The following is an 18,708-nucleotide window of genomic DNA, read 5'->3' as shown; positions in this document are numbered from 1 at the left end:
GTTCCCCCTACAGGGTCCGTTGGGAGTGCACGAACCACGCCGCCGCCAGCATGTCGGCGCTGCCGCCCGGCGACAGGCGGCGGGCGACGCAGGCCTCGTGCAGGGCCAGCGCGTCGGCGCGCCAGCCGGGCCGGAAGACGCCGCCTTGTTCGAGGAACGCGCGCGCCTTGGCCTGGACGAAGACGAGCCCGGCGGGGCCGCCCCGGTGCAGCAGGTTGGTGTCGTCCAGCTCCGCCATCAGGGCGAACAGCGTCTGCACCATCGCCCGCTCCGGGCAGTTCAGAAGGTCGAGCGTGCGGGTCAGGACGGGCATGGCGACGGCGAACAGGGTCGGGAAGCCCTCCGCCGCCTCCTGCCGGGCGCCGCGCGCCCCGTAGCGGCGGATCGCCTCGGCCCCGTGGCTGTCCGGCGCCTTCGGCGCCGCCGCGAGGATGTCGGCCCCCCACCGCGCCGCCACCGTCTTGCCCAGCGCCCGCCCGTCCGCCGGCGCGCCGGTCCGGCGCAGCCAGCCGGCGGCGGCGGCCAGCAGGCCCAGGCCGAACACCGCGCCCCGGTGCGTGTTGATGCCGCCGGTCGCCGCCAGCATGCGCCGCTCCGCAGCGATCCCCAGCGCCTGCAGGCTGTCGAAGCGGTCGCCGCGCGCCCCGGCGGCGGCGATGTCCCGGTAATAGCCGCGCAGCGCGAACAGGCTGCGCATGAAGGTGGTCATGTCCATGTCGTCGTGGCTGCCGCTGTCGAGCGGGCTGACCAGACCGGGCTTGGGGTGCAGCGCCAGCTCGGCGTACAGCGCGCGAACCGCCGCCCGCCCGATCGGGGCCGACTCAAACCCCCTCTCCCAGCCCCGCTGGGAGAGGGAGGGACCCGCGCCGAAGGCGTGGGAGGGTGAGGGCACGGTCATGTCGAAAATCCTGTGTTCGCTTTGCGGCAGGCTTCTCCCTCTCCCCTCCGGGGAGAGGGTTGGGGTGAGGGGGTTGCGCGTGGCGGAACGTTCGGCAAAAGCGCATCCCCCTCACCGGCCCTCCGGGCCACCCTCTCCCCGGAGGGGAGAGGGCTAGGAGCACCAAATGCGATAGCCTTTGGTTTCATTCCGGGTGGCATTCGTCGAACAGGGCGGTGATCTGCGCGTAATTGCGGAGCGTGACGTCGGCGGGGCCTTTGACCAGCAGTTTGGCGGGGCGGGCGGCCAGTTCGCGCCAGGCGACGGCGCCGCCGTCCGGCAGCAGGATCTCGCCGTCGAGGCGCGGGCCTTCAGGCGGGTGGAAGCCGTCCAGGTCCGCCAGCACGGCGAGCAGCCCTTCCACCACCGGCCAGCGGCGCGGCGCGAACAGCAGGTCCACGTCGGAGCCGGCGCGCACGTAGGACAAGCCGGAGAGGTGCTGCCACGCGAGGGAGCCGAACACATGGGCCTGCGTGCCCACGATGTCGGCCAGCCGCACCACCGCCCCCAGCCGCGCCCGCCACGCCTCCGGCGCCGAGGGCACGCTGTCGGCGAGCGGCAGTGGGCCGGTTTGGTCGAGCGCGGCGGCGGTCGCGGCGTGGACGCCGATCCGCCGCTTGTCCGGCGTGGCGAGGCCGAGCCGGAGATCGTCGGCGCCGTCCGCCGGCTGGCGGCGGGCGACGACCAGCGGAAGCCCGCGTTGACGCCAATCCTCGACCTCCGCGCGCTCCTCCACGCTCAGGGGGGAGCGGAGGTGGGCCTCCCATCCCTCCCCCAACTTTACCCAGCCGTGGCGTTCCGGGCCGTGGCGCGCGGGCGCGTCAGACGGCATCGCGGCGGACCCGGTCGGCCACCTTGCGGGCAAGCGTGCGGCCGTGCCGTTCCTCGCCCAGCGCGCGGCGGCGGTCGCCGTTCACCGGGGCGGCCAGCGCCTCGGCAAGCTGGCTCGCCAGATCGCCGGTCCACAGCGCCGCGATGGCGCCCATGCGCAGGTAGTTGTCCACCCCCGGCGCGAAGACCGGCGAGGTGGCGCTCAGCTCCGTCAGGCGCTCCAGCGGGATCTTGGTGACGCGCGCCATGGCCGGCAGGTTCATGACGCGGATCTCCGCCTCCGGCAGGGCGTAGCAGGTGTCGGCGAGCATGCTGCTGGCGAGGAAGCCGCCGCTGACCGCCTGGGAATAGACCAGCCCGATCACGCGGTGCCCGTTGCGGCGGGCAAGGTCCAGGCACTTGGCGAGATGCGCCATGTAGCCGTTGATGCCCAGCAGTTCGTCGCGGTGGCTGAGCCGCTGGCCCTGGGTGTCGACCAGCAGCAGGATCGGCCGGCCGGGGTGGTTGCGCACCACGTCCAGCACCGCGCCGGCCATGCGGTAGGCCAGCTCGATCCCGATGGGGGCGTTGTCCACCGTGCCGATCACCGCCACGTCGGCGCCGCCGTAGGAACGGCCGGTGCCGGAGAAGTAGATGCCGTCGAAGGCGACCGCGTGGCCGTCCGGGAACAGGCGGTCGAGAAGGGTCTTGGCGTCCATAGATTCAGTGGGCATAGATCCGGTGGGCATGGCTCAGGCTCGCTTGTCGCTGACGGTGGCGAGGAAGGTCGCGGTGTCGAGGATCGGCAGCCGTTCCGGCTCCGCGATGCCCAGCCGCGCCCAGATGTCCAGCGCGTCGCGGCAGTCGCCGAAGCGCTCCAGACGGGCGCCGAGGGCGGCATGCTCCGCCTCCAGCGCCTCCAGCGACAGGTCGGGGGTGGTGTCGAGCAGTTGCAGGGCGGCGGCGCGGAAGGCGGCCACGTCGTCGTCCACCAGCATGGCGCCCTCGCCCAGCAGGTAGCGGTGCTTGCCGCCCACGGTGCGCCAGACCAGCGCCCGGTCGCGGCTGTCGAACTCCTCCACGCCCATGGTGGTCTCGATCACCTCCGGGCCGGACAGGCCGAGGCGGCCCTCCTCGCTCATCACCACGGCGTCGCACAGGCGGGAAACGATGCCCATGCCGCCGAAGCAGCCGAACTGCCCGCCGTCCAGCACGATCACCGGAATGCCCGCGGCGCGCACGGCCAGCACGGCGCGCATCACCTCCGACACGGCGATCAGGCCGGCGTTGGCCTCGTGGAGGCGCACGCCGCCGGATTCCACCAGCAGCAGGACGCCCTCCGGACGCTCGTCCAGCGCGCGTTCCAGAAGGCCGGTCAGCTTGGCGCCGTGCACCTCGCCGACGGCACCGCCCATGAAGCCGCCTTCCTGCGCGGCGACCAGCACCGGGCGCCCGCCCAGCCGGCCCTTGCCGACGACAATGCCGTCGTCGAAGGCCGCCGGGGTGTCGAGCTGGCGCAGATGCGGGCTGACCACCCGTTCGGTGGGCGGCAGGATCTCGCGGAAGCTGCCCTGGTCGAGGAGGCCGAGGAGGCGTTCGCGGGCGCTGTCCTCGTAATAGCTGTGCTTGTGGCTGGTCACGGTTGGCCTCCGGTGAAGGCTTCCAGCGCCTGGTCGAGGCGCAGGCTGACCACGGCGGGCGTGGCGCCGACGTCGTTGATGGAAATGCGCACATCGGCGACGGGGTGGCGGTCGAAGAAGTCGTCCATCACCGCCCGCCAGATCGGGCCGAAGCCGACGGCGGCGGTCAGCACCTCGATGCGGCAGACGCCGCCGAGGTCGGTGGGCTCCACCATCACCTCCAGGTTGCCGGAGCCGACGACGCCCACGATGGTGGCCGGGAGCGTGGCCGGCGGGGCGGATGTCAGCGGACGGCCGCCGCGGTATTCGAAGGTCAGGGATTCCATAATTTGATCTTTCGGGGATTCGATCTTTCGGGGCTCGTCTCGCGGGGGTTACCAGTTGCGGAAGCGCTTGGGCGGGTCGTAGAGGCCGCCGGACGCGCGCACCAGGTCCTTGACCGAGCGGGCGGCCAGCAGGTCGCGGGTGGCGAGCCGCTTGTCGATGCCCAGATCCTCGGCCCGGCGGATGACGCCGCGGTCGCGCAGGTTCTCCACCATGCGCCTGTCGCGCGCGAGGCCGACCGGCGTGTAGCCGGCGACGCCGCGGATCGCCTGCTCCCGCTCCTCGTCGGTGCGGCAGAGCAGCAGGTTGGCGATGCCCTCCTCGGTCAGGATGTGGCTGACGTCCTCGCCGTAGATCATCACCGGCGGCAGGTCCATGCCGGCGGTCTCGCCCAGCTCCCAGGCGTCCAGGCGCTCGACGAAGGCGGGCTGCATGTGCTCGCGGAAGGTCTCGACCATCTGCACGACCAGCTTCTGGCCGCGCGGGATGGTGCCCCGCCCCTCGCGCGCCTCGCGGCCGGCCTTGAGCCAGGCGGGGCTGGCGTGCCGGCGGCCGCGCGCGTCGGCCCCCATGTTCGGCGCGCCGCCGAAGCCGGCGATGCGCCCCAGCGTGGCCGTGGAGCTGTTGCCGGCGAGGTCGATCTGAAGGGTCGAGCCGATGAACAGGTCGCAGGCGTAGTGCCCCGCCGCCTGGCACATGGCGCGGTTGGACCGCATGCTGCCGTCGGGGCCGGTGAAGAAGACGTCCGGGCGGGCGCGGATGTACTCCTCCATGCCCATTTCGGAGCCGAAGGAATGCACGCTCTCCACGAAGCCGGCCTCGATGGCGGGGATCAGCGCCGGGTGCGGGTTCAGCGCCCAGTGCCGGCAGATCTTCCCCTTCAGCCCCAGGCTCTCGGCGTAGGTCGGCAGCAGCAGCTCGATGGCCGCCGTGTCGAAGCCGATGCCGTGGTTCAGGCGGTTGACCTCGTACTCCGCGTAGATGCCCTTGATGGCCATCATTGCCATCAGGACCTGCACCTCGGAGATCTGGGCCGGGTCGCGGGTGAACAGCGGCTCGATGTAATGCGGGCGCGGGCTCTGGATCACGAAGTCCACCCAGCCGCCGGGGATGTCCACGCGCGGCACGCGGTCCACCAGCTCGTTCACCTGGGCGATGACGATGCCGCGCTTGAAGGCGGTCGCCTCGACGATGACCGGCGTGTCCTCCGTGTTGGGGCCGGTGTAGAGGTTGCCGTCGGCGTCCGCGGACTGCGCCGCCACGAGGCTGACGCGCGGGGTCAGGTCCACGAAGTAGCGGCCGAACAGCTCCAGGTAGGTGTGGATGGCGCCGATGGAGATGCGCCCCGCCCCGACCAGCTTGGCCAGCCGCGCCCCCTGCGGGCCGGAGAAGGAGAAGTCCAGCTTCGACGCGATCCCCCGCTCGAACACGTCGAGATGGTCGGGAAGGGCCAGCACCGACTGCACCATGTGAAGGTCGTGCACACGGGCCGGGTCCACGGAGGCGAGCGTCGAGGCCAGGAAGTCGGCCTGCTTCTGGTTGTTGCCTTCCAGGCAGACGCGGTCGCCGGGTTCCAGCACCGCCTCCAGCAGGGCGCGGGCGTCGGTGGCCTCCACCCGCTTGCCGCGAGCGAGATGGGCGGCCCGCGCCAGCCGCGCCTCGCGGTTCCGGGCCTGGATGTTCCAGTCGCGCATGTCGTCAGCGTCCTCTTGTCAGGGGATGTGGTTCAGGCGAGCAGCGCCTTGACGGCCAGGAAGAGCACCGACGGTCCCATCAGGCAGCCCAGGCCGGTGTGGAAGGTCGCGACCAGCGCGCCGTAGGGCACAAGGCGGCGGTCGGTCGCCGCGAGCCCCGCGCTGACGCCGCTGACCGTGCCGGCCAGCCCGCCGAACACCATCGCCGCCTGCGGGTTGTCGAGGCGCATGAAGCCGGCCAGCACGGGGGTGAAGACCATCACCAGGATCGCCTTGACCACGCCCGTGGCGATGCTGAGCGCCATCACGTCGGAGGTGGCACCGATGGCGGCACCGGTCACCGGGCCGACGATGTAGGTCACCGCACCCGCGCCGATGGTGGTCAGCGCCACCGGGTCGGTGTAGCCGAAGGCCATGGCGACGGCGACGCCGACGATGAAGGGCAGGACGGTGCCGAGGAACAGGGCGATGAAGCCCAGCCAGCCGGCCTTCTTCGCCTCTTCCACCTGCACCTCGCTGGCGGTGGCGACGATGCAGAAGTCCCGCATCATGGCCCCGCCCATCAGGCCGAGCCCGCCGAACAGGGCCAGATCGGCCATGCCCTTGCTCTTCCCGGTCATCATGCCGCCCCAGTAGGCGAGCGCCAGGCCCGCGAGGACGGCGATGGCCGATCCGGCCACCCGGCCGCCCGTCAGGTGCTTCCCCAGGAAGTTGGACACCCAGATGACGATGCCGACGAAGGCGAAGGCCGCGACCAGCCCGTTGTCGGTGATTTCGTGTGCGAACACGTCCAGCATGACGGCCTCTCCTTATTCGGCGTCGGCGGCGGCCGCGCCGGCCTGCCAGGCGTCATCGGGCCGGGACCGGTGGATGGCGCGGTTGATCAGGGAGATGACGCAGGCGCACAGCGCCACGGAGCCGGCCGCGGCCAGCAGCGCGATCGGGCCGCTCTTCACCGCGACGATCACGTTCTGCGTCGCGGCCATGGCGACCACCACGGGGATGTACATCATCGCCCAGAAGGTGACGCCGCGCTCCGTCTCGGCCTTCAGCAGGCCGCGCTGGCGCAGGTAATGCTGCGAGGCGATCAGCAGCATCATGGCGATGCCGACGCCGCCGACGTTGGCCTTCACCCCGATCAGCGCGCCCAGAACGTCGCCGAGCATGATGCCGAGCAGGTAGCACGCGGCCAGCAGGGCCGTGCCGAGGATCACCATGCGGCACCACCCCGCCGGGCGGAGCCGGCGTCGGGGGTGGCGTCGGGCGTGGACAGGTTCACGCACTCTTTCGTCATGAACGTTTCCCCTTTTTCGTTGGCGCGGTTCGGCCGCCGGACAAGGTTCGGCCGTGGCGAGGCGCACCGTCGCGGTTTCGACCGACCGTCGATTCTCATTTTCGGAAAGTCCGGGGCGTGCGTTGGCTCTTTATGGTCGCTCTGTATACGCGCACCCCTCAGTCAAGCGGCTCCGTATTCCATTGTCGGCCCTCAAGACTGTTGTGCATGCATACCATGCGTGCACGGGGCGTGGAAGCATAATTTTGACCAGCAGGCCGGTTTGTGCATACTATGAACGCGGCAGCAGGGGCGCTGCGCATACAGGATGCGCCACAACAAAGGATCATGTACGCAGTGAGCGCCAATCACCCCCTCATCCCGATCGACGCCGAGGGCGAGGACCGGAGCCTCCTCTCCGACATGATCCGGCAGGCCCTGGCGGACGAGATCGCGACCGGCCAGCTGAAGCCCGGCACGCCGCTGGACGAGCAGCAGATCGCCACGCGCTTCGGCGCGTCGCGCACGCCGGTGCGCGAAGCCCTGCGGCAGCTCGCGGTGACCGGGCTGGTGGACATCCGGCCGCGGCGCGGCGTCACCGTGGCGATCATGTCGCCCGAACGCATCATGGACATGTTCGAGACGACCGCCGAGGTGGAGGCCATGTGCGTCCGGCTGGCGACCTACCGCATCTCCCCCGCCGAGCGCAGCCAGTTGCAGACCATGCAGGACGCCTCCGCCGAGTGGGTGCGCAACGGCGACATCAACGCCTACGACGCGTTCAACCGCGAATTCCACGAGGCGATCTACCGCGCCACCCACAACCAGTTCATGGTGGAGCAGGCCGTGGGCATCCGCGCCCGGCTGTCCGCCTTCCGGCGCACCCAGCTGCGCAAGGGCGACCGGCTCGTGAAGTCGCACGAGGAGCACGGGCAGATCCTGCTGGCCATGGCGCGCGGCGACGGCGAGGAGGCCGCCCGCTGCATGCGCGCGCACATGCTGAACGCCAGCTGCGCGCTGACCAGCTACATCCAGGACATGCAACTCGCCTGAGAATCCCGTTTTGTGAGAATCCCGTTTTGCTGCACGCCGCCTTCGCCCACGCGACGCCGATGCTCCTTGCCGAAGTGGCCGCCATCCTGGTGGGCACGGGAACCGTGAAGGGGGTGCTCGGCATCGGGCTGCCCCTGACCGCCGTCCCGCTGCTGAGCCAAGTGGTCGATCTGCCCACGGCCGTCGCCCTGCTGACCGTCCCCATGTTCGCCAGCAACGCCGGGCAGGCGCTGGAGGGTGGGAAGACCCTGCCCGCCGCCCGCGGCCTGCTGCCGGTGATCGCGCCGCTGGTCGTGGGCGTTGCCATCGGGGCGAAGCTGCTGGTCTCCGCCGACCGGCATCTGGTCTACGGGATGGTCGGCGCCTGCCTCGTCGTGCTGGCGGCGGCGCTGGCCGCCCTGCCCAGCTACCGGCTCTCCCCCCGCGCGCAGCGCTGGGCGGGGCCGTTCGCCGGGCTGGTGTCCGGCATCCTGGGCGGGATCGCCGCACTCTACGGGCCGCCGCTGGTCTTCTATCTCGTGGGCGTCGGGCTGGACCGGCAGGACTTCGTCAAGCAGGTGTCCATCCTGTTCGTCGTTGCGGCGCTGGCGCTGATGGTCGCCTTCAGCGGGTCCGGGGCCATAAGCCTGACGGACCTCGCCATTTCCGCCGTCGCCATGGCCCCCACCTACCTCGGCATGCGCATCGGCCAAGCCATCCGCAACCGCGTGCGGATGGAGACTTTCCGCATCCTCGTGCTCGGCTTCGTGCTGCTGAGCGGCCTCGACCTGCTGCGGCGGGCGCTGGGGTGAGGACCGTTTGCCAACGGCCCCGTTTCCGCTTGTATTTCCCCGGGTTCGGTCGGGCACTGACCGGCATCGTGGACGGCACCGAGAACCCTACGTCGCCCTGCCCCCTGCGCCCGTGAAGCCCGCGCGAGGGATGTCAGAAAGGCGTCAGGCGGAGGCCGCCAGCGCGCAGCGGGCGGCGGCGAGGTCCCAGGCCGCGCAGCGGGCGGCGGCGAGGTCCCAGGCCGCGCAGCCGACGCTCTTGAACAGGCGGGGCATGTCCGGGGACGCGCGTCCCTCCAGCGCGTCGGCCAGCGACCGGCCCTTGGCCCAGTCGAAGCCGGCCTGGATCAGGTCGCCGGCCTCGTGCCGCGCGCCGGCCGGGTCGTCCAGGAACACCTCGCTGCCAAGGATGGAGGTCGGGCCGTATTCGGCCATCTCCGGCTTGAAGGCGCCGACGCCGATCAGCAGGCGGTCCGGGCGGGGCGCCTCGTCATAGACCGGCTGCCGGCTGGTGGTCAGGGTGATGACGACGGTGACCGCCGGATCGATGGCGCCCGTCGCGGGATGCAGGTCGAGCCCCAGGCCGTCGTGCGCGCGGCAGAAGGCCTCCGCCGCGTCGAGCCGGCGGGTGTGGACGTCCACACGGATGCCGGGATGCAGCGCGGCCAGCGCCTTGGCGTGGTCGGAGGCCTGCTTGCCGGCGCCGATCAGCGCGACGTGGCGCGGCGCCTTGCGGGCGAGCGTGCGGATGGCCAGCATGGAGACGGCGGCGGTGCGGCGGCCGGTGACGGTCGGGCCGTCGAGGATCGCCAGCGGCACGCCGGTCGGCGCGTCGTAGACGGCGACCACGCCATGGATGGTCGGCAGCCCCCGCGCGCCGTTGGCCGGGCAGACGTTGACCAGCTTGTGGATCCCGATGTCCTGCGCCGTGGCCGGCATGGACAGCAGCACCCCGTCCCCGGCCAGCGGCAGCACCTGCCGTTCCGGGCTGGTGATGCGCCCGGCGGCGTAATCGCGGGCGGCGCTCGCCACCGCGTCGCACAGCGGGCCGAAGGGAAGCCGCTCGGCCGTCTGGTCGGCGGTCAGCATGGACAGGGTGGACGCGGTCATGGCGGGGTCTCGTCTCGACGGATGCGTTCAGGGTGGTCAAGACATACCGGGGAATCGCCCCGGTGGGGAGGCCCATGACCCCTCTCCCTTGAGGGGAGAGGGGTTGGGGTGAGGGTGGTTACGGGCGGCAGCCCGGAAAATTACCGCGATGCCCCCGTTTACAGCCCCTAACGGGGCTCCCCCTCATCCCAACCCTTCTCCCCCGGAGGGGAGAAGGGCTTTTGTCAGCTCATGGCGACGAGGGAGGCATTGCCGCCGGCGGCGGCGGTGTTGATGCTGGTGGAGCGTTCGTTCAGCAGCCAGTCCAGCGTGTAGTCCTCCGCCCCGCTGCGCAGGCCGTCGCTGGAGGCGGCTTGATTGATGAGGATCGGTCCCGGCAGGTCAGCGATGCGGCGGTTGAGGTCGAGGACGCGTTCGCGGTCGCCTTCCACCAGCGCCGCGGCCAGCGGGCCGGCGCTCAGCCAGTTCGGGCTCATCGCCACGCGGCGGGCCAGGGCGGCCGGCAGGCTGCGCAGGAGGTCGGCCAGTTCGGACGGAGCGTCGATCAGCGCGTCGTTGCCCGTCGCGAAGACGGCGCCGAGTTGGAGGAGGAGACCACGTTCCGTCTGCGGCAGCAACAGGACCCGGCCTCGCGGGTGCAGGCCGTAGACGTTCTGCTCGCCCACCGGACCGGCCAGATCCGCGCTGCCGCCGAGCGCGCTGCGGGCGGCGTAGTCGGCAATGTGCGCCGCCGTGTCGGCGTGGCCCTGGCTGCGTAGCCAGTCGGCGTAGGTCTGGGCGGGGGCAAGCTCCGCCGCTGCACCGCGCAGGTCGAGGACGCTCTTCGGACGGCGGCTCAGCAGACGGGTCAGGTAGAACGGTCCGCCGGCCTTGGGGCCGGTGCCGGACAGGCCGTGGCCGCCGAAGGGCTGCACCCCGACCACCGCGCCGATGGTGTTGCGGTTGACGTAGACGTTGCCCACCGCGATCCGCTCCGTCACCCGCTCGATGGTCGCGTCGATGCGCGTGTGCAGGCCGAAGGTCAGGCCGTAGCCGGTCGCGTTGATGGCGTCCACCAGCCCGTCCAGATCGTCGCGGCGGAAGCGCACGACGTGCAGCACCGGGCCGAACACCTCGCGCTCCAGCTCCGCAATGCCGGCGATCTCGATCAGGGTCGGCGGGACGAAGGTGCCGTGCTGCGTCTCCGCCGGCAGGGGCAGCGCCTCCACCCGGCGGCCCTTGGCGCGCAGCGCGGCGATGTGGCGCTCGATGCCGGCCTTGGCCTCCTCGGTGATGACCGGGCCGACGTCGGTTGCCAGACGGTCGGGATTGCCGACGCGCAGCTCCCGCATCGCGCCCTTCAGCATGGCGAGGATGCGGTCGGCCACGTCCTCCTGCAGGCACAGGACGCGCAGGGCCGAGCAGCGCTGGCCGGCGCTGTCGAAGGCCGAGGCGATCACGTCGCCGACCACCTGCTCGGCGAGCGCGGAGCTGTCCACGATCATGGCGTTCTGCCCGCCGGTCTCGGCGATCAGCGGAATGGGCGCGCCGGACTGAGCAGGGTTGGCCGGCGACAGGCGGCCGGACAGCTGCTTCTGAATCAGCCGCGCCACCTCGGTGGAGCCGGTGAACATCACCGCCCGCGTCTCCGGGTTGCCGACCAGCGCCGCCCCGACTTCGCCGGCACCGGGCAGGAGCTGGAGCGCACCGGTCGGGACGCCGGCGGCGTGCAGGAGGCGCACGCCCTCTGCCGCGATCAGCGGGGTTTCCTCCGCCGGCTTGGCGAGCACCGGGTTGCCGGCGGCCAGCGCGGCGGCGACCTGCCCGATGAAGATGGCCAGCGGGAAGTTCCACGGGCTGATGCACACCACCGGCCCGACCGGGACGTGGGTGGCGGGGTCGAAGCGGTCACAGACCTGGGCGCCGTAGTAGCGCAGGAAGTCGATGGCCTCGCGCACCTCGGCGATGGCGTTGGGCAGCGACTTGCCGGCCTCGCGCACGATCAGGCCGAGCAGCGTCGGCATGCGCGCCTGCATGGCGTCGGCGGCGCGGAACAGGCAGGCGGCGCGCTCCGCCGGCGCGGTGGCGGCCCAGGCGGGAGCGGCGGACGCGGCGTGGCGGGCGGCGGCCTCGACCAGCTCCGGCGTGGCCTCGATCACCGAGCCGACCACGTCACGGCGGTCGGCGGGGTTCAGCACCGGGCGCGCTTCGCCGCTTTTCTCGCCGTCCGCAAGCACGGGGGCGGCGAGCACGGGGGCGGCGGTCCAGGCGACCTCGGCGCTGGCCGCCAGGGTGGCGGACAGGCGGGCCAGTTCCTGTTCGTTCGACAAGTCGAGGCCGGCGGAGTTGGGCCGCTCCGGCGCGTAGAGGTCGCGCGGCCGGGCGATCAGCGCGTGCGGCGCGCCGAGCGGCTGGATGGCCCGCGCCACCGCCACCGGGTCGGCCACCAGATCATCCACGGGCACGGACGTGTCGGCGATCCGGTTGACGAAGGAGCTGTTGGCCCCGTTCTCCAGCAGGCGGCGCACCAGATAGGCCAGCAGCGTTTCGTGCGTGCCGACCGGCGCGTAGATGCGGCAGGGCCGCTTCAGCGGGCCGACCACCTCCTTGTACAGCGGCTCGCCCATGCCGTGCAGGCACTGGAATTCGTACTGGCCGACGTGGAAGTCGGGGCCGGCCAGCTCGTAGATGGTCGCCAGCGTCTGGGCGTTGTGGGTGGCGAACTGCGGGAACACCGCGTCCGGGGCGCCCAGCAGCTTGCGCGCGCAGGCGACGTAGGACACGTCGGTGTAGACCTTGCGCGTGTAGACCGGGAAGTCGTCCAGCCCGTCGAGCTGGGCGCGCTTGATCTCGGCGTCCCAATAGGCGCCCTTGACCAGCCGGACCATCAGCCGGTGGCCGCTGCGCCGCGCGAGGTCGATCAGGAAGTCGATGACGGCCGGGCAGCGCTTGCCATAGGCCTGCACGACGAAGCCGAGACCGTTCCAGCCCGCCAGATCCGCGTCGAAGCAGAGCGATTCCATCAGATCGAGCGAGAGTTCCAGCCGGTCGGCCTCCTCCGCGTCGATGTTCAGGCCGATGTCGTAGCCCTTGGCCAGCAGCGCCAGCGCCTTCACGCGCGGCAGCAGTTCCACCATCACACGGTCGGCCTGGGCGCGCGCATAGCGGGGGTGGATGGCCGACAGCTTGATGGAGATGCCGGGGCCGTCGTAAATGCCGCGCCCGGCGGCGGCCTTGCCGATGGCGTGGATGGCGCGCTCGTAGTCGGCGTAGTAGCGGGCGGCGTCCTCCGCCGTCATGGCGGCCTCGCCGAGCATGTCGTAGGAGTAGCGGAAGCCCTCCGCCTCCATCTTGCGGCTGTTGGTCAGCGCCTCGGCGATGGTCTGGCCGGTGACGAACTGCTCGCCCATCATGCGGATGGCGAAATCGACGGCCTTGCGGATCAGCGGCTCGCCCCCGCGCGCGATCAGGCGGGTCAGGGCGGAGGACAGCGCCTGCGCGCTGACCGAGGCGGTCAGCTTGCCGGTGATGAGCAGGCCCCAGGTGGCGGCGTTGACGAACAGCGACGGGCTGTGGCCGAGATGCGCCTGCCAGTCGCCGCCGGACAGCTTGTCGCGGATCAGCGCGTCGCGGGTGGCGGCGTCGGGGATGCGCAGCAGCGCCTCGGCCAGGCACATCAGGGCAAGGCCTTCCTGGCTGGACAAGCTGTATTCGTGGATCAGCCCCTCCACCCCGCGCCCCGGCGGCTTGGCGCGCAGCGCGGTGATGAGCGTGCGGGCGGTCGCCTGGGCGGCCTTGGCGACGGCGGGGGGCAGCGTCGCCTGCTCCAGCAGGACGGGCAGGATGTCGGTTTCGGACCGGCGGTAGGCGGCGGTGATGGCGGCGCGCAGCGCGCTCGCCGGGCGGATGGGCGGCGCGAAGGCCGCGAAGGGGTGCGGGGCCGCCACCTGGGTGCCCGCCTCGATCCCGGTTGCCGCCTTGATCCCGGATGCCGTCGTGGTCTCGAAAGGCTTCATCATGCTGGTCATGGGTGTCGTCCGCTCTGTTCGGCAGGCCCGCGACGGGCGGGGTGGTGTTTCGTCAAGTGGGGTTTGGCGGTCAGCGGCGCAATCGCCGCCGGCGTGTCTTCAACACAGGTTCAGTACAGAAGGCCATTTCCTCTACCGCCCGTTTTGGCGAGCGGCCGTGGTTTGGCCGAAATGCCTTCCGGCGTCTTTCCCCGTGCGACGAAAACAAGGTTAGCCACAAACCCGCCGTGCTTCCAGTGTTGCTTTCGCCGTCTTTCCGTTGTAACTACGGAATGCAAGCTTCCGGAGCGTGAAAATGACGGACATCGACAAAATCGACCGGCGGATCCTCTCGATTCTTCAGGTCGATGGCCGCATATCGGCGGTCGACCTCGCGGATCGGGTCGGCCTGTCGCCGACCACCACCGGGGAACGTCTGCGCCGGCTTCAGAAGGAGGGGTACGTCACGGGCTTCACGGCCCGGCTGGACCCGCACCGGCTCGGCTTCGGATTGCTGGTGTTCGTCGAGGTGCTGCTCGACAAGACCACGCCGGACGTCTTCGACAAGTTCGCCCAGGCGGTGCGCAACATGCCGGAGGTGCTGGAGTGCCACATGGTGGCCGGCGGATTCGACTATCTGGTGAAGACCCGCGTCGCCGACATGGCGGCCTACCGGCATTTCCTGGGGGAGGTTCTGCTCTCCCTGCCGGGCGTGCGCGAAACCCGCACCTACGCGGTGATGGAGGAGGTGAAGAACGACAGCCCCTTGCCGCTGTGAGGCGCGGCGAAAGGGGTACGGTCACCCCCTGTTCCCAACGCGGTTCTCAACCTGCGTCATGCTGAACGACCGGGCCTCGATCCATATTGAGAAGGAACGAAACGCGAGGGAATAGAGCCTGAAAACACAAAAGCCCGCCGGTGTTCCGGCGGGGCAAGGCAATCCGGCAGGACAAGACAAGGGGAGGACGGCCATGAACGCGTTCTTTCTCTTCACCGGCAGCGGCCCGCTGGTGATCCTGACGTCCTACGGCTCGATCGAGGACCAGGAGTTGGTTCGCAAACTCGCCACCAAAGGCATCGACAAGTTCGTCGCCTACTCCATCCCGCTGTCCCTGGCGAAGGAACGCTATGGCCGGCACTTCGACATGGTGTGCCACGACCTTCGGGAAACGGACGACTTGCGCGTGCTGGACTACAACGGCCAGCACGCACTGCATCTTTTCCACTTCCGCGAAATGGGCCAGCCGGTCGCCCACGAGCCGTCGCCGTCACGCTGGTAACGGATCGCCGGGCGTGGCGCTTGCGGCCTCGATGCTCCCTATGCCTTGATCTTGGTTTCGGTGTAGGGGGTGTCGGCCGGGCGGGAAGGCGCCACCCAGCGGTGCCAGGCGCCGCCGATGAAGGGCATGGGGTCGTCCAGGAAGAGGGTCGATTTGGCCTCGCAGGACAGCATCCAGGGAAGCCACTCGGTCAGCGGCACGCCCCAGACGCGCGACGCCTTCGCGTCCACCAGCGGGTGGACCCAGCGCACGCCGACCTGCACCGGTCGCACCTCCGGCCGGGGATAGCCGACCAAATCAGCGTAGGCGAGCGCCGGCAAGTTCGCCCCGGCGAGCGCGCCGGGGAAATGCCACAGGTTGAAGCGGGGGTTGACCTCCAGCAGGTACAGGCGGCCGTTCGGGGCGCGCTTGAAGTCGAACTTGGCGACACCCGTCAGGCCCAGCTTGGCCGTCAGGGAGCGGCCGAGCGCGCGCACGTCCGCCTCGTCGGTGATAGTCACCGCCGTGGTGTGGCCGTACTCCCGGGGGTAGGTGCGGATCTTGCGGCCGGTGAACTCGGCGACGATCTCGCCCGTGGGATCGACGTAGACGTGATAGCTCTCGATGCCGGTTTCGGCGCCGGGGATGAGTTCCTGCGCCAGCAGGTCTTCGCCCGCCGCGGCGAAGTGCGGCCACAGCGCCCGCAACTCCTCGGCGCTGTCGATTTGGCGGGCTTTGGCGGCCTCCCCCATCGCCACCCAGGCGCGGCCCCGTGTGGCGGGCTTGACGATCAACGGAAAGTTCAGGTCGAGGTCCGGCGGCGCGTCGGATGCGGTCAGGCGCAGGCGGCGCGTCGCCGGCACCGGCAGGTCGAGCCGTTCGGCCAGACGCTGGAAGCGGGTCTTGTCGACGAGGTCTTCGACCAGTTGCGCGTCGGCGAGGACGAAGCGGAACGCCTTGGACAGGTGGTCGCGATAGCGCGACACCAGCAGCAGCTGGACGTCGTCCTCGAAATACAGCACCGGCCGTTCGGGCTGGCTCGCCCCGAAGGCGACCAGCCGCTCCACCAGCCGGTCCTGGTCCTTCCCGAGGTCGTTCCAGGGGATGACGTGATCGGTGAAGCGCGAGTAGTGCGTCGGCGCGCCGGGGGTGGCGACGGCGGCGCAACGGATGCCGGCCAGACCGATGGGACGCAGCAGGTTCATGCTGCCCATCACGCAGGCAAGCGGCTGTTGTCGGACAGAGCCGTCCATGGATCCCTCCAGGCTTTGCGCGGGCAGGCGTTGCGCGGGGAGCAAGGAAACCTTTGCAGGCGAATGCTCGCACAGCGCGCGGCCGAAGGTGATCCCGGTTTATGAAGTAGCGCTTCTTGCTGCGGGGCAGCATCAAGGGGGCAGCGCGAAGTTCCGCGCGGGGTGAAGGCTCTACTCCTTCCACCCCCCGCATCACGCCTCAGAAACGCGCGCCGGCCAGATGGGCCAATTGGGCGCCGATCTCGTAATAGGCCTCCTTCGCGGCCCGGTATTTGGCGGGCTCGGGCGCGCTGACCGGCAGCGGGAGGTCCGCCTCGGCGACCGCGCCGAGCACGAACTGCGCGAGGCACCGCCCGAACACCGTGCCGGGCGCGATGCCCCGGCCGTTGTAGCCGCTGAAGGAGACGACCTGCCGGCCCAGGCGGTGGAAGCGCGGCAGGGCGTTCCCGGTCATGCCGATCTGGCCGTACCATTCGGTTTCGAACCGCACCCCCCGCAGCTGCGGGAACAGCTTGGCGAGCGCCCGGCGGCCCCAGTCGCGGTGGATCGCCAGCCCCGTCCCGCGCAGCGCGCCGACGCTGCCGAAGACGAGCCGGCCCTGCTGGTCGAAGCGGAAGGAACTCAGCACCTCGCGGGTGTCCCACGCCCCCTGCCGCTCCGGCAGGATGGAGCGGCGCAGATCGTCGGAGAGCGGCTCCGTGGCGAGGTTGAAGTAGGGCAGATGGACGAGTTCGGCGCGCACCTCCGGCCAGACCCCGCTGGTGTAGGCGTTGGTCGCGACGATCACCCAGCGCGCGCGCACCGTGCCGCCCGGCGTCCGCAGGCGCCACGCGGTGCCCTCGTCAGACACCGACTCGACCGGGCTGGCGGTGTGGACGACCGCACCGGCGGCGATGGCCGCGGCCGCCAGCCCACGGGCGTAGGCGAGCGGCTGGATGGTCCCGGCGCGCAGGTCGAGCAGCGAGCCCGCGTAGGCCGTAGTCCCGACCTTGCGCGCCGTCTCCTCCGCGCCCAGCAGGTGGACCGGGGCGCCGCGCTCCTGCCACTGGCGGCAGCGCTCCTGAAGCTCCTTGAAGCCGCCCGGCCCCACCGCGCAGTGCAGGGTGCCGCGATGCTCGGCCTCGCAGGCCATGCCGTGCCGTTCCACCAGATCGAAGACGGCGGCCGGCGCGTTGCCGAGCAGGTCGAGCAGCCGCTGTCCATGCACGGCCCCCAGCACGGCGGGAAGCTCGTCCGGCATGACCCACATCCCGGCGTTGACGAGGCCGACGTTGCGGCCGGACCCGCCGAAGCCGATCTCCACCCCCTCCAGCACGGCGACGGACGCGCCGCCCTGCGCGAGGTGGAGCGCCGCCGACAGGCCGGTGAAGCCCGCGCCGATCACGGCCACGTCGACGGCGATGTCGCCCTGGAGGGCGGTGGTGGCCGGGGGCGGCGGAGCGGACCGCTCCCACAGGCCATGGCTGCGCTGATCGTTCTTCATGCGGCGCCTTCTTCAGGTTGGGCGAGGATGGTCCCGGCTTTGGTTGAGCCCCGGCGGAGGAGCACATCATGCGCCTCTGGCATCATCCTCGCCCGCGGGTCCGGTTGTTTCAAACGATGTTGCCGTGTAACCTCATGACGGATTGGAATGATATGGGCACAAGGATGACGTAACGTGGCGATCGTGCGCCGTTTCCTGCCCTCCATGTCGCTGCTGAGCGCGTTCGAGGCCTCCGCCCGCCATCAGAGCTTCACGGCCGCGGCGATCGAGCTTAACCTGACGCAGAGCGCCGTCAGCCGCCAGATCCGGGCGCTGGAGGACATGCTGGGGGCGGAGCTGTTCGTGCGCGAGCGGCAGACCGTGCGCCTGACGCTGGCCGGCGAGACCTACGCGCAGCAGGTGCGCGAGGCCTTGCAGCACATCGCCACGGCAACGCTGAACTTCCGCGCCAACCCGCGCGGCGGCACGCTCAATCTGGCGATCCTGCCGACCTTCGGCACGCGGTGGCTGGCCCCCCGCCTGCCCGGCTTCGTGGCCGAACATCCGGGGATCACCGTCAACCTGACCACCCGGCTGGCCCCCTTCGACTTCCAGATCGAACAGGTCGACGCGGCGATCCATTTCGGGATGCCGGACTGGCCGGGCGCCGAACTCGACCCGCTGATGAGCGAGACGGTGGTCCCCGCCTGCAGCCCCCAACTGCGCGACCGGCACCGGTTCGCAAAGCCGGGGGACCTGCTGGCCGCCCCGCTCCTGCATCTGGTTTCGCGGCCCGACGCGTGGGAACGCTGGTTCGAGGCCATGGGCGTGACGCCGGACGGCGTGCGCGGCATGCTGATCGACCAGTTCGCCACGGTGGCGCAGGCCGCGACCTCCGGCATGGGGGTGGCGCTGCTGCCCCGCTTCCTGTTCGAAGCGGAACTGGCGCGCGGCGATCTGGTGGAAGCGCTCGACGGGCCGGTCGAGAGCGCCGGGCGCTACTACCTCGCCTGGCCCACCAATCGCGAGTCCTACCCGCCGCTCCAGGCCTTCCGCGGCTGGATCCGCAAGCAGGCGGTTGGGTTCTGAAGAAGCGACCATAAGTCCCCTCTCCCGCCCCCGGCGGGAGAGGGCTTT

General features: G+C 70.9%; 17 protein-coding genes. 5 read left to right on the top strand and 12 right to left on the bottom strand.

What is annotated here, in order from left to right; translation table 11 throughout:
* Nucleotides 1-7: 7 nt before the first annotated feature.
* The 8 genes from mdcB to madL all read right to left on the bottom strand — a co-directional run bounded on the left by mdcB (nt 8) and on the right by madL (nt 6,622).
* Nucleotides 8-898, bottom strand: a complete 891-nt coding sequence (gene mdcB, locus ACSVC7_RS03995) for a triphosphoribosyl-dephospho-CoA synthase MdcB (protein ID WP_448202467.1) — start codon at nt 896-898, stop codon at nt 8-10.
* Nucleotides 899-1,082: 184 nt separating this feature from the next.
* Nucleotides 1,083-1,769 carry a malonate decarboxylase holo-[acyl-carrier-protein] synthase gene (gene mdcG, locus ACSVC7_RS03990; RefSeq protein WP_448202468.1) on the bottom strand — a complete coding sequence of 229 codons (687 nt, stop codon included), beginning with the start codon at nt 1,767-1,769 and terminating at the stop codon, nt 1,083-1,085.
* Entirely contained in the window at nt 1,759-2,496 is a 738-nt protein-coding gene (mdcE, locus tag ACSVC7_RS03985; protein WP_448202469.1) for a biotin-independent malonate decarboxylase subunit gamma, read from the bottom strand. Before mdcE ends, mdcG begins: the two co-directional genes overlap by 11 nt.
* 3 nt (nt 2,497-2,499) lie before the next feature.
* Nucleotides 2,500-3,387, bottom strand: a complete 888-nt coding sequence (locus ACSVC7_RS03980) for a biotin-independent malonate decarboxylase subunit beta (RefSeq protein ID WP_448202470.1) — start codon at nt 3,385-3,387, stop codon at nt 2,500-2,502.
* Nucleotides 3,384-3,713 (bottom strand): malonate decarboxylase acyl carrier protein, encoded by a 330-nt coding sequence (gene mdcC, locus ACSVC7_RS03975; RefSeq protein ID WP_448202471.1) that lies wholly within the window; start codon nt 3,711-3,713, stop codon nt 3,384-3,386. Before mdcC ends, ACSVC7_RS03980 begins: the two co-directional genes overlap by 4 nt.
* 48 nt (nt 3,714-3,761) lie before the next feature.
* Nucleotides 3,762-5,405: a malonate decarboxylase subunit alpha gene (gene mdcA, locus ACSVC7_RS03970; RefSeq protein ID WP_448202472.1), complete on the bottom strand. Its 1,644-nt coding sequence runs from the start codon at nt 5,403-5,405 to the stop codon at nt 3,762-3,764.
* A gap of 32 nt (nt 5,406-5,437) precedes the next feature.
* Nucleotides 5,438-6,202, bottom strand: a complete 765-nt coding sequence (gene madM / locus ACSVC7_RS03965) for a malonate transporter subunit MadM (protein ID WP_448202473.1) — start codon at nt 6,200-6,202, stop codon at nt 5,438-5,440.
* Between the two features lie 12 nt (nt 6,203-6,214).
* Nucleotides 6,215-6,622: a malonate transporter subunit MadL gene (gene madL / locus ACSVC7_RS03960; protein ID WP_448202474.1), complete on the bottom strand. Its 408-nt coding sequence runs from the start codon at nt 6,620-6,622 to the stop codon at nt 6,215-6,217.
* A 413-nt stretch (nt 6,623-7,035) separates the two neighbouring features.
* Here madL and ACSVC7_RS03955 point away from each other — a divergent pair, with 413 nt between their 5' ends.
* Nucleotides 7,036-7,731, top strand: a complete 696-nt coding sequence (locus ACSVC7_RS03955; protein WP_448202475.1) for a GntR family transcriptional regulator — start codon at nt 7,036-7,038, stop codon at nt 7,729-7,731.
* A 26-nt stretch (nt 7,732-7,757) separates the two neighbouring features.
* Entirely contained in the window at nt 7,758-8,522 is a 765-nt protein-coding gene (locus ACSVC7_RS03950) for a sulfite exporter TauE/SafE family protein (protein WP_448202476.1), read from the top strand.
* Nucleotides 8,523-8,666: 144 nt separating this feature from the next.
* On the opposite strand, the gene lhpI is transcribed toward ACSVC7_RS03950, so the two are convergent.
* Both lhpI and putA read right to left on the bottom strand, forming a co-directional pair.
* Nucleotides 8,667-9,611 (bottom strand): bifunctional Delta(1)-pyrroline-2-carboxylate/Delta(1)-piperideine-2-carboxylate reductase, encoded by a 945-nt coding sequence (gene lhpI, locus ACSVC7_RS03945; protein WP_448202477.1) that lies wholly within the window; start codon nt 9,609-9,611, stop codon nt 8,667-8,669.
* A gap of 224 nt (nt 9,612-9,835) precedes the next feature.
* Nucleotides 9,836-13,618 (bottom strand): trifunctional transcriptional regulator/proline dehydrogenase/L-glutamate gamma-semialdehyde dehydrogenase, encoded by a 3,783-nt coding sequence (gene putA / locus ACSVC7_RS03940; RefSeq protein ID WP_448202478.1) that lies wholly within the window; start codon nt 13,616-13,618, stop codon nt 9,836-9,838.
* 295 nt (nt 13,619-13,913) lie between these two features.
* Between putA and ACSVC7_RS03935 the strand changes: the two genes are divergently transcribed.
* Nucleotides 13,914-14,375 (top strand): Lrp/AsnC ligand binding domain-containing protein, encoded by a 462-nt coding sequence (locus ACSVC7_RS03935; RefSeq protein WP_448202479.1) that lies wholly within the window; start codon nt 13,914-13,916, stop codon nt 14,373-14,375.
* Between the two features lie 193 nt (nt 14,376-14,568).
* Complete coding sequence (locus tag ACSVC7_RS03930; protein WP_448202480.1) at nt 14,569-14,877, top strand: hypothetical protein; 309 nt, start codon at nt 14,569-14,571, stop codon at nt 14,875-14,877.
* Nucleotides 14,878-14,915: 38 nt separating this feature from the next.
* Here ACSVC7_RS03930 and ACSVC7_RS03925 read toward each other — a convergent pair whose 3' ends face one another.
* Nucleotides 14,916-16,109, bottom strand: coding sequence for a carboxylate--amine ligase (locus ACSVC7_RS03925; RefSeq protein ID WP_448202481.1), 1,194 nt, complete (start codon nt 16,107-16,109; stop codon nt 14,916-14,918).
* A 199-nt stretch (nt 16,110-16,308) separates the two neighbouring features.
* Complete coding sequence (locus ACSVC7_RS03920) at nt 16,309-17,592, bottom strand: NAD(P)/FAD-dependent oxidoreductase (protein WP_448202482.1); 1,284 nt, start codon at nt 17,590-17,592, stop codon at nt 16,309-16,311.
* Nucleotides 17,593-17,766: 174 nt separating this feature from the next.
* Here ACSVC7_RS03920 and ACSVC7_RS03915 point away from each other — a divergent pair, with 174 nt between their 5' ends.
* Nucleotides 17,767-18,660 (top strand): LysR family transcriptional regulator, encoded by an 894-nt coding sequence (locus tag ACSVC7_RS03915; protein WP_448202483.1) that lies wholly within the window; start codon nt 17,767-17,769, stop codon nt 18,658-18,660.
* Nucleotides 18,661-18,708 lie beyond the last annotated feature (48 nt).

The sequence above is a fragment of the Azospirillum mesophilum genome, from assembly GCF_053470405.2.
The sequence above is the reverse complement of the archived record's forward strand: the minus strand, read 5'-3'. Positions and strand labels throughout refer to the sequence as shown.